13 protein-coding genes and 1 riboswitch are annotated in these 13,804 nt (G+C 61.2%); of the genes, 5 read left to right on the top strand and 8 right to left on the bottom strand.

The genetic code is table 11. From position 1 onward, the window contains the following. Positions 1-103: 103 nt before the first annotated feature. The 6 genes from rbsK to K6N12_RS20750 form a co-directional block, all read right to left on the bottom strand. On the bottom strand, positions 104-1,033 hold the full coding sequence (gene rbsK / locus K6N12_RS20775; protein ID WP_097627937.1) for a ribokinase: 930 nt from the start codon (positions 1,031-1,033) through the stop codon (positions 104-106). Next, entirely contained in the window at positions 1,030-1,491 is a 462-nt protein-coding gene (locus K6N12_RS20770; protein ID WP_097627938.1) for an RbsD/FucU family protein, read from the bottom strand. The genes rbsK and K6N12_RS20770 overlap by 4 nt, the downstream gene beginning before the upstream one ends. A gap of 39 nt (positions 1,492-1,530) precedes the next feature. Further along, complete coding sequence (locus tag K6N12_RS20765) at positions 1,531-2,559, bottom strand: LacI family DNA-binding transcriptional regulator (protein WP_097627939.1); 1,029 nt, start codon at positions 2,557-2,559, stop codon at positions 1,531-1,533. Positions 2,560-2,575: 16 nt separating this feature from the next. After that, positions 2,576-3,487, bottom strand: a complete 912-nt coding sequence (locus K6N12_RS20760) for a carbohydrate ABC transporter permease (protein ID WP_088936811.1) — start codon at positions 3,485-3,487, stop codon at positions 2,576-2,578. Further along, positions 3,487-4,605: a carbohydrate ABC transporter permease gene (locus K6N12_RS20755; protein WP_097627940.1), complete on the bottom strand. Its 1,119-nt coding sequence runs from the start codon at positions 4,603-4,605 to the stop codon at positions 3,487-3,489. Before K6N12_RS20755 ends, K6N12_RS20760 begins: the two co-directional genes overlap by 1 nt. Positions 4,606-4,677: 72 nt before the next feature. Continuing rightward, a complete protein-coding gene (locus K6N12_RS20750) occupies positions 4,678-6,321 on the bottom strand; it encodes an extracellular solute-binding protein (RefSeq protein ID WP_097627941.1) in 1,644 nt (547 codons plus the stop codon). Positions 6,322-6,657: 336 nt separating this feature from the next. Between K6N12_RS20750 and K6N12_RS20745 the strand changes: the two genes are divergently transcribed. Further along, positions 6,658-7,725, top strand: coding sequence for an ABC transporter ATP-binding protein (locus K6N12_RS20745; protein WP_097627942.1), 1,068 nt, complete (start codon positions 6,658-6,660; stop codon positions 7,723-7,725). A gap of 111 nt (positions 7,726-7,836) precedes the next feature. Here K6N12_RS20745 and K6N12_RS20740 read toward each other — a convergent pair whose 3' ends face one another. Further along, positions 7,837-8,283 (bottom strand): GNAT family N-acetyltransferase, encoded by a 447-nt coding sequence (locus K6N12_RS20740; RefSeq protein ID WP_097627943.1) that lies wholly within the window; start codon positions 8,281-8,283, stop codon positions 7,837-7,839. A 135-nt stretch (positions 8,284-8,418) separates the two neighbouring features. Then, positions 8,419-8,549: riboswitch (TPP riboswitch) on the top strand. A gap of 93 nt (positions 8,550-8,642) precedes the next feature. On the opposite strand from K6N12_RS20740, the gene thiC reads away from it, so the two are divergent. From thiC to K6N12_RS20720, 4 genes are read left to right on the top strand one after another with little or no spacing between them, the layout of a single operon-like run. Beyond that, positions 8,643-10,469, top strand: coding sequence for a phosphomethylpyrimidine synthase ThiC (thiC, locus tag K6N12_RS20735; RefSeq protein WP_097627944.1), 1,827 nt, complete (start codon positions 8,643-8,645; stop codon positions 10,467-10,469). 1 nt (position 10,470) lies between these two features. Next, complete coding sequence (thiO, locus tag K6N12_RS20730; protein ID WP_131711324.1) at positions 10,471-11,451, top strand: glycine oxidase ThiO; 981 nt, start codon at positions 10,471-10,473, stop codon at positions 11,449-11,451. Continuing rightward, positions 11,442-11,639 carry a sulfur carrier protein ThiS gene (thiS, locus tag K6N12_RS20725; RefSeq protein WP_097627946.1) on the top strand — a complete coding sequence of 66 codons (198 nt, stop codon included), beginning with the start codon at positions 11,442-11,444 and terminating at the stop codon, positions 11,637-11,639. The genes thiO and thiS overlap by 10 nt, the downstream gene beginning before the upstream one ends. Positions 11,640-11,641: 2 nt before the next feature. After that, positions 11,642-12,415 carry a thiazole synthase gene (locus K6N12_RS20720; RefSeq protein ID WP_097627947.1) on the top strand — a complete coding sequence of 258 codons (774 nt, stop codon included), beginning with the start codon at positions 11,642-11,644 and terminating at the stop codon, positions 12,413-12,415. 124 nt (positions 12,416-12,539) lie between these two features. On the opposite strand, the gene K6N12_RS20715 is transcribed toward K6N12_RS20720, so the two are convergent. Then, positions 12,540-13,436, bottom strand: a complete 897-nt coding sequence (locus K6N12_RS20715; RefSeq protein WP_097627948.1) for a GGDEF domain-containing protein — start codon at positions 13,434-13,436, stop codon at positions 12,540-12,542. Positions 13,437-13,804 lie beyond the last annotated feature (368 nt).

Below are 13,804 nucleotides of genomic sequence, written 5' to 3'. Positions count from 1 at the left end.
AAAGTATGCAGGATTTCAACTTCTGCAGTTCACCGATTGGCAAATTTCGCAGGCAACTCTGGTTTTTCGCCGCCGACCATCAAGCGCACCTTGCGGTGTTCAATCATGAGGAGGCCATCAAGGCGTTGATCTCGGCGCGCGACGGCATGGCGGGGGCGGTGCCCGGCCGGGTTACGGCGATTGCAGCGGTCGCAGAGCCGAAACGGACGGCCTCGATCGGTGTTTGTCCTTCGGAAATCGCCGTCGCGAAACCGCCGAGAAAGGCGTCCCCCGCCCCGGTGGTGTCGATGACATTTCCTGCCGAGAATGCAGGGACGAATTGGCTCTGATCAACGGTGTGATAATACGCGCCGCGTCCGCCAAGGGTGATGACCGCCGCCCGCGCTCCTCGATCCAGCAGGGTGCGGCCCGCCGCACGGACCTGCTCATCGGTTGTGATTGCATGCCCCACCAATTCGGCGGCTTCCACCTCATTGGGTACGATGAAATCGCACAGGCCGTAGATCTCATCCGGGATGGCGCGCGCCGGCGCGGGGTTGAAGACCGTCGTGACCCCTGCCCTTTTCGCCATCGAGAGACCGTGCAAGGCGGCCTCGAGCGGCTGTTCGAGCTGCGTCATGAAAATCTGAGCGCTTTCGATCGCCGCCCGGTTCGCATCGACATCTTCGATGCCGATAAGGCCCGCGGCGCCCGGCACGACAATGATGGCATTGTCGCCGCTCACTTCGTCGACGAAGATGAAGGCAGCACCACTGGAAACGCCGTCCATTTTCATCACATTGGCTTTGACACCCGCCGCCGCATAGGCCGCAAGAGCCATCTCGCCGAACGGGTCGTTGCCTACCCGTGAAATGAAGGTCACCTTGCCGCCGGCCTTTGCCGCGGCGATCGCCTGGTTGGAACCCTTGCCTCCCGGCCCGAGCGTGAAACCCGATCCCATCAACGTCTCGGCAATATGGGGCAGGCGTTTTGCTTTATAGGCGGTGTCGGCTGCAAAAATGCCGAGGATGACAATCCCGCTTTTCTTGCTCATCTCAGAGCCTCATCCGCCGGAATGACGCCCTTGGTCAGAAGGAAGCATCCGTAGAAGCGCAATTCCCCCGTTGCGATGACGCAATAGGCCTTTTTGGCGATTTCGTAGAAGGCCATGCGTTCGACGGGATACATCGGCGATGGCTTGCCCTCGGCACGATCGACGATCGCCTGGACTTCCTGCTGAATCGGGGGAATTTCATCCGGCTTGCCGATCACTTCCATGCGACCCACCGATGGCTGGATCGGCGTGTCCAGCGGCAAGACCGAAAGGATCGCATCGATTGCCTGCGGCGCGGGAATGTTTTCCATGGTCAGCAGCGTCCCCAGGCGAGTCTGCCGGGCAATCGAATCCGACGGAAAATTCATGTCTGAGATGACGAGATAGTCGCCGTGTCCCATATTGCAAAGTGCTTGAAGAATGTCGCCGTTGAGTTCGGCCCGAATTCCCTTGAGCATCGATCTTCCATCCTTTCGTTGCCGGAGCACCGGCCTGCTTCAATTCGTATGGCCGGCGCTTTCCGCCTTGGACTGCGGGCTTGGGCCGCTCGAACCGCGCACGATCAGCGATCCGTCGACCATTTCGTCCTCCGCGACCGGCGGTTCCGCCAAGAGAAGGCCGACCGCACGCCGGGCCAGCATGTCGGCCGGCTGGCGTATGGTCGTCAGCCTGGGAACGACAAGATTGGCGAGCGATATATCGTCAAACCCTGTCACCGACAGTTTGCGCGGCACGTCGATCTTCAGGTCGCGCGCTGTGCGCAGCGCGCCGATGGCCTGCTGATCGCTGGCAGCCGCAATCGCCGTCGGCCGGTCCTGTGGCGGGCGCGAAAGCAGGTCACGGGCAATTCTTTCCCCGGACTCGTAGTCGAACCTGCCATAGGCAATTTCCAGTTCAACGGGTTCGCCGGTCTTGCCGAACTCCTCCAAGCGGCCGACGAAGCCTTCCTTGCGCATGCGCCCCGCCTCGGTATCGGCCGGTCCGGCAATATAGGCGATGCGTCGGTGCCCCAGTCCGTAGAGATGGTCGGCAATCAGCGCGGCTGCCTGCGCATGGTTGGTCGACACCAGAGGAAATGTGCCGAAGCGCCGGTCCAGCGAGATGATCGGCACCGATGCCGGCAGCTGGAGGCCCGAACCGTCGCTCGAAGCCACGACGATGATGCCGCGCACCGACCGATGGAGGAAGGCTGAAACGTGGCTCTGCTCCGCCTCGCGGTCGTCATGCGAGCTTGCCAGCATAAGGCTATGCGCACGCTCCAGCGCCGCACGCTCGACGCTTGCCGCAAGTTGGGCGAAGAACGGATTGGTGATGTCGGGAACGATGAGGCCGATGACGTCGGTTCTGCTGGTGCGCAGCGCTCTCGCGGTGACGTTCGGGCGGTAACCGAGCGCTGAAATAGCGTCGTTGACCTTTTCCCGCAGCATGGGTTTGACCGCGGTTTCGCCCGACAGCACACGCGAAACGGTGCCGACAGAGACGCCTGCATATTCGGCAACATCCTTGACTGTCGGCATCTTTGACATTTTTGACATCCCGCAGCTACTTGACGGCGCCCGCGGTCATCCCGGCGATGATGTGCTTTTCCAGGACGACGCCGACGACGACAAGCGGCAGGATGCCGGCGGTGGAAAGGGCAGCCATCGACCACCAGTTGATGCCCTGGCTGCCTGTCTGGCTGGCAATCATCACCGGCAGCGTGTTGGTATTGGTGGAGGTCAGCAGTGCGGCGAAGAAATATTCGTTCCAGCACAGGATCAGCGCCAACAGGAAGGCGGCCACCATGCCCGGCAGAACGAGCGGCACGATGATGCGGGCAAAGGCGCCCCAGATCGACAGGCCATCGACCAGGGCTGCCTCCTCGAGTTCTACCGGGATCGTGGCGAACTGGTCGCGCATGATCCAGACGACGATCGGCAGCACCATCAGCGTATAGACGGCGATCATGCCGGCATAAGTGTCGAGCAGCGCCAGCTCCTTATAGAGAACCAGGAACGGCAGGGCGAGGACGACCGGCGGCATGATCAGCTGCGACAGGAAGAAAAAGGAAATGTCGGAATTGCGCATATGGCCGAACTTGTAGGAAAAGCGGCTGAGGCCGTAGGCGGCCAGCGATCCGAGCACGACCGCAAGCGCGGATGCGGTCACGGAGATGATGACGCTGTTCCAGAGCCGGCGCATAAATTCATCGCGCACCGTCGATACCTGGGAGATCGTATCGGGAGAGAGCCCGAGCGAGCGCCAGCCGAGCCAATTGGGCGTAAAATTGAACCAGGGGACCAGATTGCCGCGCATGACATCGGCAGCCGTTTTGAACGAGGTCGAAACCGTCCAGAACAGCGGGAAGATGCAGACACACGCCCAGGTGACGAGCAGCCCGTAGACGGCCAGGCGCATCGCCCACCAGCGAATGCGCTGAGCTCGCCCGTATTTTTCGAAATCGATGCGAACCATCAGAGCCTTCCTGTCATCCGCTTCACGATACGGTCTGCGATCTTCATCAGCATTGTCATCCCGAAGACGATGATCACCAGATAGACGAGCGCGAGCAAGGTACCGTACCCGACATTCGACCGGTCGCGGTATTCACGATAGATGAAACTGGTAACGGAGTCGGTCGCGCCGCCCGGGCCTCCCGACGTCACCGTGATGATGATGTCGGCGAGCTTGAGCTTGAAGATCACGCGGATCATCACCGCCGTCACCGAAACCGGCAGCATGAGCGGGAAAGTGACCTTCCAGAAGCGCTGCCATTTGGTAGCCCCATCGACTTCGGCCGCCTCCAGCACCTCCCTGGACAAGCCCTGCAATCCGGCAAGCAGCATGATCATCATGAAGGGAATGAAGGTCCAGGCATCCATGATCATGATCGACAGCTTCGCCGTCAGCGGATCGCCGAAGAAGGACGGGTTTTCCCAGCCGAGCCAGCGGGCGAAGCGCGCGATCGGGCCGAAACGGGTCTCCAGCATCGATTTGCCGACCATCCAGCTCACCGCGACCGGCGACAGCATCAAAGGGATGAGGAAGGTGACCCGCCAGAATTTTCGGGCGATAATTTCCTGGTTGAGGAGCAGCGCCAACCCGAACGCGATTGCATATTCGACCACGATCGCCAGGCAGTAAAGGACCATGTTCAGCAGGGCATTGGCATAGAACGGATCGGCGATCATCCGGCGCACATTGTCGAGCCCATTGAAGCGCCGACCGGTCGAGGAGGCGAGGTTCCAATCGGAAAAGCCGATCCAGAGCGCGAAGAGCAGCGGGAAGACCACCATCGACACGACGAAAAGCGCGGCAGGCAGAACAAAAAGCGCCTTCTTGCCCGGCTCGCCGTAGATGACGACGCGCGTGACGCAAAGAACGGCGGCCCAGAGAAAATAGGCATAAAGAACCGGCCGCCAGTTCGCAAAACCCCACCCGGTCCAGCCGAGTTCATGCGCCCCCTGCAAGACAAAGGATGTTATGAACCATATGGCGCTCAGCCATAGAGCCGTGCGGCCCCAGAAACGACGGCTCGCGGAAATGGAGCTGGCTTCGACCGTGTGGAGCAGGTCGCCTTCGACTGTCGACATGATTTTCCTCGCCCGGACGGAATGGGCGCCGGCGAACCGCTTCCGGTCCGCCGGCGTATTGGTGTCAAACGATCAGAGCCCGAGGCTCGCCCGATAGAGTCTCAGCTGGCTGTCGCGGCCGATCTGGTCGGTGATCTTTTCCCAGGCGGCCGCAATCGCATCCGCGGTCTCCTGCGCCGACTTGTACTGTCCGGCAAAGCCCTTAGCCAATTCGTCCTCGGCGACGGAATAATATTGGAAGATACCGGGAATGCGCGGTTCGATGGCGGCGTTCGGGTGGTTGTAGCTGTCCGCGTTCGAACCCAGGTAGTCCTCGATATAGGCGCGGTCGTAACCTGCCTTTTCCCATTCGTCGTAGTTGAAGTTGGACTGGCGGTAAGGCTGGAAACCGGAGGGATAGGCCGACGTCCACAAGGACAGATCCTTGCCGCCAAGATGGGCGGCGGCGGACCAGGCCGCCTTTCGCTTCTTCTCGTCGCCGGAGACCTGCTTGGTGACATAGATGCCCCAGCCGAGATAGGCCATATTGGGCGCTTCGTTATACTTGTCTTCCCACTGCCCGGTCTTACGGTTGTAAACCCGGTTGGAGCCGCGGTTGATGCCGAAGCCGACCACATCGCCGACGACCGACGAGTCCGAAGTGCGCGCGCCGGACCCGACGTCGCCCCACCACATCAGCATGGCGCCGGTGCCCGCCAGGAACTGCGAGAAGGCCGTGGTGCCGGGGTCGGCATTGATCTGATCGGCCGGATAGGCCTTGGCCGCGATCAGATCCAGGACGTCCTGGATCGCCTGGACCCATGCGGGGTTATTGACCAGCGGCTTCATGTTTTCGGGATCGAACAGCCAGGCCGGATCGCCGGGATATTTGGCATAGGCCGTCGCGCGGTTCTCGATGAAATAGAAGCCGAAACCACCCCAGCCCTTCAGCGGATCGAGATAGCCATAGGCCGGCTGGCCGGTCAGAGGATCGGTCTTGCCGATCAGCGCCTTCGAGGCCGCGTTGACCTCCTGCCAGGTCTTCGGCGGCTCGGCCATGCCGCTGATGGAGCCCTCTCCGAAGTAATCCTTGCGATAGGCGAAGGTGTGGCAGTCGCCGTCGATCGTGACGCGATAGGTCTTACCGCCCCAGGTGCCGACCGGCGGCTTCAGGTAACTCACCAGGTCGTCGGCCTCGATCTGCTTTGCAGCCCAGTCCGGCATCTCGTCCAGCAGTCCGCGTCCGGCAGTATCGCCTTCGAACGGAGCGCCCATTTCCAGAATGTCGAAATCGACCGTGCCGGTCGCGATCGACTGCTGAAGGCGGGCATTGTAGTCGGCTTGCGCAAGGTCGATCCAGTTGATCTTGGCGCCGGTATAAGCCTCCCAGGGCTTCAGGAAGCCGCGGAACAGGAAGTTGTGCAGGTTTTGATTGTTGAGCCCCATGAAGGTCAGCTCGACACCGGCAAATTCGCCCTGCTTGACGTTGGCCTTGGTCGGACCGAGGCAGAGTTCGCCGACCTTCTGCCAGTCCGCATCCGTCGGCGAGCCCTTGCCGACGCCCGGGATCTGCAGGATCTGGGCGCGCAGATCGTCGGCGGCGGCAATCGCCATGCCGGGAATTCCGCCCATCGCGCCCGATAGACCGAGCAGAGCCGCAGCACTCGCAGTTCCGCGCAGGACGTCGCGGCGACTTGCCTGACGGCGCATCAATGCATCGTATATTTCGACTTTCATACTTTCCTCCTCCACGTTTTTGCGCTGCCGCCAGCCCGTCTTTCCGGATTGGCTCCGGTCCGATTTTCGCACTGGTCTCATGCAGAACTATCTGGTAAACAAAAAAATGAAACGTTTCATATTGATGTTCGAAACCGCTCCTCTCGGCCTCGCCAGCGAGAATTAGACGGCAAGCGGCAAAAGTCAACATGAAATGAAACGTTTCATGGAGGAGGTCTGACAGCATGTACGAGCAGCGGCAGGGTGCGTTTCGCCAAGCCTCATGCCTTGGATTTTGTCGAGAGATGCATATCTCCCGGAACCGCCGGGGGAGCTGGAAAGCGAGTGGGGAGGCACATGGCTGAGGTCAATATTTCGGAGGCGCGCAAGGCCTATGGCGCCGTAAATATCCTGCATGGCGTTGATATCGACATTCGCGACGGCGAATTTGTGGTGCTCGTCGGCCCGTCCGGTTGCGGCAAATCGACATTGCTGCGCATGGTCGCGGGGCTCGAAAGCATCACCGGCGGCACCATCTCGATCGGCGGAAAGGTCGTCAACAATCTGCCGCCGAAGGATCGCGACATCGCCATGGTCTTTCAGAGCTATGCGCTCTATCCGCACAAAACCGTTGCCGAAAACATGGTCTTTGCGCTCCGTCTGCAGAAACAGCCTGCCGATATCATCAAGCAGCGGCTGCAGGCGGCGGCCGAAACGCTTGACCTCGTGCCCTATCTCGACCGCTATCCGCGCCAGCTTTCGGGCGGCCAGCGCCAGCGCGTGGCGATGGGACGCGCCATTGTCCGGTCACCGCAGGTTTTCCTGTTCGACGAGCCCTTGTCGAACCTCGACGCCAAGCTGCGCGTGCAGATGCGCAAGGAGATCAAGGAACTGCACCAGCGATTGAGAACCACGACGATCTATGTCACCCACGATCAGGTCGAAGCGATGACCATGGCCGACAAGATCGTGGTCATGCAGGGCGGCAAGGTCGAACAGATTGGCACGCCGCTGGAACTCTACGATCGTCCCCGCAATACATTCGTTGCGGCCTTTATCGGCTCACCGTCGATGAATCTGCTGAAAGGCCGCTACAAGGCCGATGGTGCGATCTTCGTCACCGAGACCGGCGACGAGATCGCGCTCGGTTTTAACCCGCAGGCGTCCGAAGGGCAGGCCGTGCTTCTCGGCGTGCGGCCCGAGCACCTGTCGCTCAGCCCAAGCGGCCTCGACACGACCGTCAGCGTCACCGAACCTACCGGCCATGAGACGATGGTTTTCCTGCGCTACGGGACCGGCGAGCTTGTCGCGGTGCTGTCCGACCGTCACGAGTTTAAACCGGGGCAGGTCGCGACGATCGCTGCTCGGCCAGGAAAGCTTCATCTTTTCGATGCGGCATCCGGCAAGACATTACGACCGGATTGAGCGGTATCGCTTCAAAAGCCGCCGAGATAGGTTCAAAGTGAAGATCGGGCTGACGGACCTCGAATTCTTCCGCTCGGCCTCGGCTATGGCTGGCCACCGCAGACGCGGCCGCTACGCACTCGATTTGGAGTAGAGACCAAGGTTGTTGCCGAGGGCGAACCCGCAACCCTGATAAAATTTCGACAACGCCCCTTCTCGCTGTGAGACCAACCAGACGCTGCTGCATCCCTCGGCCTTTGCTGTTTCGAAAACTGCTGATAGCAGCGCAGTCCCTATTCCCGCACCTTGGGCTTCAGGCAGCACCGACAACTCGTCAAGATAAACGACCGGACCGGCATGGCGCCGCTGTCGTATGCCCAACGCGATCCCCAGCACCTTGCCTCCGTCAAAGGCCGCAAGCGCAATGGATTTCGGCGTTCCAAGCACGGTGTTTACATTTTCAGCCGCCGCTTCAAGCGACCAATTCTCGTTCCACGGAGGTCCCGAATAGGCGCTGACCAGCACAGTGGCGGCGTCATTGAGATGTTCTAGCGTAAGACGTTTAATCCGAAACGACATAAATCCACCTGACGTTGAGTGAATTGACATTTGCCGCAGTTCGATCCGTAACGCAACAGGCTCCGAGCCGGACGATCTACGGAAACGACAAAGCTGTAAGCTTGACACAACCAGCGACCGCGCTTTACGACTGTCGGTATTCACCAGGGGGGTCCCGCAAGGGGCTGAGATACTGCTGGACAATGAGGCTTTGCCTGTTGTGGCGCAGTGACCCGTTGAACCTGATCCAGTTCATACTGGCGTAGGGACGGTGCAAGCGCTCGAAGGCTTTGGATTCACGCGTGGAATCCGTGCCGGTGTCTTTCCATCATTCCGGCTGATTGACTGGGTCTCCAACTTACAACTTGGAGCCTCAAACCATGACCATTGCCGCAAAGAACCTCACCCTGACCGTCACCACCGGCCCGTTGCCGGCATCGCGGAAGATCCATATTCCAGGAGATATTCATGGCGATATCCGCGTGCCGATGCGCGAAATCAGTGTCCATCCGACTGCCGGCGAGCCGCCTGTCATCGTCTATGATTCCTCCGGCCCCTACACGATCGAAGGTGCGGAGATCCGCATCGAGCAGGGCCTGTCTCCACTGCGCCGCGACTGGGTGCTGGCCCGCGGCGACGTCGAAGCCTATGACGGCCGCCATGTCCGCCCCGAGGACAACGGCTTTGTCAGCGGCGACCGGCTGACGCCGGAATTTCCGGGGCGGCGCCGGCCGCTGCGCGCCAAGGACGGCAAAGCCGTCACCCAGCTCGCCTACGCACGGGCCGGCATCATTACGCCGGAGATGGAGTTCGTCGCCATTCGCGAGAATCTCGGCCGCAAGGCCAAGGCTGAAGTGCTGGTGCGTGACGGCGAGAGCTTCGGCGCCGATATTCCCGATCATGTGACGCCGGAATTCGTCCGCCGGGAAGTCGCCGCCGGCCGGGCGATCATCCCCGCCAACATCAACCACCCCGAAAGCGAACCGATGATCATCGGCCGCAATTTTCTGGTGAAGATCAACGCCAATATCGGCAACTCCGCCGTCACCTCGTCGATGGCTGAAGAAGTCGAGAAGATGGTCTGGGCCGCCCGCTGGGGCGCCGATACGGTCATGGATCTGTCGACCGGGCGCAACATCCACAATATCCGCGAATGGATCATCCGCAATTCGCCGCTGCCGATCGGCACGGTGCCGCTTTATCAGGCGCTGGAGAAGGTCGGCGGCATCGCCGAGGATCTTAGCTGGGAAATCTATCGCGATACGCTGATCGAGCAGGCCGAACAGGGCGTTGACTATTTCACCATCCATGCCGGCGTGCGGCTGCGTTACATTCCGCTCACCGTCAACCGCGTCACCGGCATCGTCTCGCGTGGTGGCTCGATCATGGCCAAGTGGTGTCTGCATCATCACCGCGAAAACTTCCTCTACGAGCATTTCGAGGAGATCTGCGAGATTTGCCGGGCCTATGACGTCTCCTTCTCGCTCGGCGACGGCCTTCGCCCCGGCTCGATCGCCGATGCCAATGATGCGGCCCAATTTGCCGAACTCGAGACGCTCGGCGAACTGACGAAGATCGCCTGGGCCAGGGATTGCCAGGTGATGATCGAGGGGCCCGGCCATGTGCCGATGCACAAGATCAAGGAAAACATGGACAAGCAACTCGCCGTCTGCGGCGAGGCGCCCTTCTACACGCTGGGGCCGCTGACCACCGATATCGCCCCCGGCTACGACCACATCACCTCCGGCATCGGCGCGGCGATGATCGGCTGGTTCGGCACGGCCATGCTCTGCTACGTCACCCCGAAGGAGCATCTCGGCCTGCCCGACCGCAGCGACGTCAAGACCGGCGTCATCACCTATAAGATCGCCGCCCATGCGGCCGACCTTGCCAAGGGCCATCCCGCGGCGCGCCTTCGCGACGATGCGCTGTCGCGGGCACGTTTCGAATTCCGCTGGGAAGACCAGTTCAACCTCTCCCTCGACCCGGAGACGGCCCGCTCCTTCCACGATGAGACGCTTCCGAAGGAAGCGCACAAGGTGGCGCATTTCTGTTCGATGTGCGGCCCGAAATTCTGCTCGATGCGCATATCGCATGACATCCGCGCTGAAGCGCAGAAGGAGGGGCTGGACGCGATGGCGGCGAAATACCGGGAGGGCGGCGATCTCTATATGCCGATCGAGACCTCCGCGCACGGGGCGGACTGACATGCGCGTGCTTGTCAAAGGCGCCGGCGTCGCCGGCCTCACCGTCGCCCGCGAGCTGCATGCCCGCGGTGCCGATGTCACGGTCTTCGACCCGCATCCGAATTTCGCCCATGCCGCGTCCTGGCTCGCCGGCGGCATGCTGGCGCCCTGGTGCGAGCGGGAAAGCGCCGATGAGGCAGTGCTGACGCGCGGCCTCGATGCCGCCGATCGCTGGGAAGCGATCCTGCCCGGCAAGGTCGTCCGCAACGGCACGCTGGTCGTTGCCTCGACGCGCGACCATGGCGAGCTGAAGCGATTTGCCAGCCGCACGACCGGTTATCAATGGGTTGAAGAGGACGATATCGCCGCCCTGGAGCCCATGCTCGCCGCCCGTTTCAGGCACGGTCTGTTCTTCCCCGGTGAGGCGCATCTGAACCCTCGCCAGGCGCTGCACGGGCTGAAAGAGCAACTGACGGCAAACGGCGTCACCTTTACCGGCGTAGATGTGAGCGATGACGATTTCTCCGATATCGTCGACTGCACAGGTGCCGCCCGCATCGGGCAAGAGCGCGATCTGCGCGGCGTGCGGGGTGAAATGCTCTATCTCCATACCGAAGAGGTCACCCTTGCCCGGCCCGTCCGCCTGCTGCATCCGCGCTTCCCCGTCTATATCGTCCCGCGCAGCAACGGGTTGTTCATGATCGGCGCAACGATGATCGAGACCGATTCCGACGGCCCGATCACCGCACGTTCGCTGATGGAATTGCTGAACACGGCCTATGCGCTGCACCCGGCCTTTGCCGACGCCGCCGTCGTCGAGACCGGCGCCGGCATTCGCCCTGCCCTGCCCGACAATCTTCCACGCGTCCTGCGGGAGGGGAAGGCCGTCGTTTTCAATGGCCTCTATCGCCACGGCTTTCTGCTGGCGCCGACCATGGCGGCCGAGGCTGCCGATCTCGTTTTTTCCCAACAGCCGAAGCAAAGGAACACCCAATGCAACTGATCATCAATGGCGAAGCCCAGACAACCGCCGCCACAACGCTTTTGCAGCTTCTGGCCGCGCTCGACTACGAAGGCGACTGGCTGGCGACCGCCGTCAATGGCGAACTGGTCCATCGCGAGGATCGCGGCGAGCATATGCTGAACGATTATGACCGGATCGAAATCCTGACCCCGATGCAGGGAGGCTGAGCATGCTTAATCTTTACGGACGTCAAATCGCATCACGCCTTCTTCTCGGCACCGCCCGTTACCCCTCACCCGCCATCCTCGCCGAAGCCATCACGCGCTCTAAAACGGAGATCGTCACCGTATCGCTGCGCCGCGAAATGGCCGGAGGGCGCAATGGCGGCGCTTTCTTCGACATGATCCGTGCACTCGGCGTTCACGTTCTTCCCAACACGGCCGGCTGCCACGGCGTGTCCGAGGCGGTGCTGACGGCGAAGATGGCCCGCGAAGTGTTTCGCACCGATTGGATCAAGCTGGAGGTGATCGGCAATCACGACACGCTGCAGCCGGATGTTTTCGCGCTCGTGGAAGCGGCCGGCATTCTGACCGGCGAAGGCTTTCAGGTCTTTCCGTATACGACGGACGACCTGGTCGTTGCCGAGCGTCTGATCGACGCCGGATGCCGGGTGCTGATGCCCTGGTGCGCGCCGATCGGATCTGCGGCGGGACCACAAAACCTTTCAGCCCTTCGATCGATGCGGGCGCATTTTCCCGACGTACCGCTCATCGTGGATGCCGGCATCGGCCGGCCTTCACATGCTGCTATCGTCATGGAGCTCGGCTTCGATGGCGTGCTGCTGAACACCGCGGTTGCCGGCGCCGGCGACCCCGCCGCAATGGCGGAGGCCTTTGCCAAGGCAATCGATGCCGGCAGGCAGGCATTCGGCGCCGGCATGCTGGAGCCGCGCGACATGGCCGTGCCTTCGACGCCCGTGATCGGAAAGGCGGTGTTTGCATGAAGTCGACGGTTTCTGCTTGATCTTCCCACAGCCGACGCTCATCGGTTGGGTCTGCGATATACTTCGAACGGATTACGGGCCAGATCACGCGTGGCGACCGGTGTGCTTGGATGCAGCGACAGTTTCAAGCGGCGCGGACCCGATCGCGGCCGCCAAGTTTGGCGGCGTAAAGTGCTTGATCGGCGCGTCTATAGAGTTCAGCCGCAGTATCCTCACTGAGGGAGGCTGCAACGCCTGCCGAACAGGTGTAGGCAAAATCGGGGGATTCCGTCAGCGGGCGGGAAAACCGGATCATCGTCAACATGTTTTCGATGATCTCGACGGCGTCCTCCAAAGCCGTGTCCGGCATCGCCAAAACAAACTCTTCTCCTCCGACGCGACCGAAACAGTCGTTGCGCCGGACATGCTGGTGGATTCGTTGCGCAAAGTCCTTCAGCACGAGATCACCGGCGTGATGGCCGAGCCTGTCGTTGATGTGCTTGAAGTTGTCGATGTCGAGCACGGCAAGGCATCCCTCGCTACCGTCTTTGGCGGCAACAAGCATGTCCTCTATCCGCGCCATGACGAATCTCCGGTTTGCAACCCCGGTCAGCTCATCGGTCTGCGAAGCCTTGACCGCAAAGTCGCGGTCCTGCCGAACACTTCTCTCCTCGGCACGCAGGGTTGTGATATCGCTTGCAACGCACAGCATCCAGCCGTTTTTCTGGACAGACTCGGTCATCCAGAGCCAGCGGCCGTCCATCAGGTCTGTTTCGAACGCCCGGTAGCCGATTTTCCCCCGGCGGGACTGCGTCGAGCGCAGCCACTCGTCGAATTTTTTTGCGTGAATGACAGTGCCCTGACCGCGTTCGAAATTGCGTCGCATGAGATCCGGCCAAAGCGGGGTCTCGTCCCGCTCGATGAAATACGCCGACCGGAACGCCAGGTTGGCGTAGCGCAGCCGGTCGCTAGAGTCATAGACCGCCATGAGCGTCGAGGTGTTCGCAGAGAGCTGCAGAAGCTGTTCAGCGATCTCGTCCATATTGGATCCCGTCTGGTTACCACAACCATGCATACCGCGCCATTTCTACGTGAAAAGTCTCGTGAGACAAAGGCCCCTAAGTCGGTTATCGGCCTCCGGATGCCTGGCGGGCACCAGAGATATCCCGATAAGCGCTGGCTCCAAGTGGATGTTGCAGATATCGCCCCGCCGTCATTGGGCGCAACTGGCCGATAGTGACGTGCCCAAGCTGTCCGTGAGACGCGGATCTGTTGTGGCTAGCTGTGAGCTTTCGGGAGGTTGTCCATTCAAAGCGGATTTAGGAGACTGGAGCTATCACACCTCGAGTCGGAAGGATCGCCGCGAATGAACATTCATAAGAATGCCCGACTGACGCCGTTGCGCCGGGA

It is taken from the genome of Rhizobium redzepovicii, from assembly GCF_019793435.1.
GTDB lineage: Bacteria > Pseudomonadota > Alphaproteobacteria > Rhizobiales > Rhizobiaceae > Rhizobium > Rhizobium redzepovicii.
The sequence above is the reverse complement of the archived record's forward strand: the minus strand, read 5'-3'. Positions and strand labels throughout refer to the sequence as shown.

What these genes read in the sequence shown, in the direction of transcription:
- rbsK (WP_097627937.1), bottom strand. Translation starts at nt 1,033, where the DNA reads ATGAGCAAGAAAAGCGGGATTGTCATCCTCGGCATTTTTGCAGCCGAC.
- thiC (WP_097627944.1), top strand. Translation starts at nt 8,643, where the DNA reads ATGACCATTGCCGCAAAGAACCTCACCCTGACCGTCACCACCGGCCCG.
- K6N12_RS20760 (WP_088936811.1), bottom strand. Translation starts at nt 3,487, where the DNA reads ATGGTTCGCATCGATTTCGAAAAATACGGGCGAGCTCAGCGCATTCGC.
- K6N12_RS20745 (WP_097627942.1), top strand. Translation starts at nt 6,658, where the DNA reads ATGGCTGAGGTCAATATTTCGGAGGCGCGCAAGGCCTATGGCGCCGTA.
- K6N12_RS20720 (WP_097627947.1), top strand. Translation starts at nt 11,642, where the DNA reads ATGCTTAATCTTTACGGACGTCAAATCGCATCACGCCTTCTTCTCGGC.
- thiO (WP_131711324.1), top strand. Translation starts at nt 10,471, where the DNA reads ATGCGCGTGCTTGTCAAAGGCGCCGGCGTCGCCGGCCTCACCGTCGCC.
- K6N12_RS20770 (WP_097627938.1), bottom strand. Translation starts at nt 1,491, where the DNA reads ATGCTCAAGGGAATTCGGGCCGAACTCAACGGCGACATTCTTCAAGCA.
- thiS (WP_097627946.1), top strand. Translation starts at nt 11,442, where the DNA reads ATGCAACTGATCATCAATGGCGAAGCCCAGACAACCGCCGCCACAACG.
- K6N12_RS20740 (WP_097627943.1), bottom strand. Translation starts at nt 8,283, where the DNA reads ATGTCGTTTCGGATTAAACGTCTTACGCTAGAACATCTCAATGACGCC.
- K6N12_RS20750 (WP_097627941.1), bottom strand. Translation starts at nt 6,321, where the DNA reads ATGAAAGTCGAAATATACGATGCATTGATGCGCCGTCAGGCAAGTCGC.
- K6N12_RS20715 (WP_097627948.1), bottom strand. Translation starts at nt 13,436, where the DNA reads ATGGACGAGATCGCTGAACAGCTTCTGCAGCTCTCTGCGAACACCTCG.
- K6N12_RS20755 (WP_097627940.1), bottom strand. Translation starts at nt 4,605, where the DNA reads ATGTCGACAGTCGAAGGCGACCTGCTCCACACGGTCGAAGCCAGCTCC.
- K6N12_RS20765 (WP_097627939.1), bottom strand. Translation starts at nt 2,559, where the DNA reads ATGTCAAAGATGCCGACAGTCAAGGATGTTGCCGAATATGCAGGCGTC.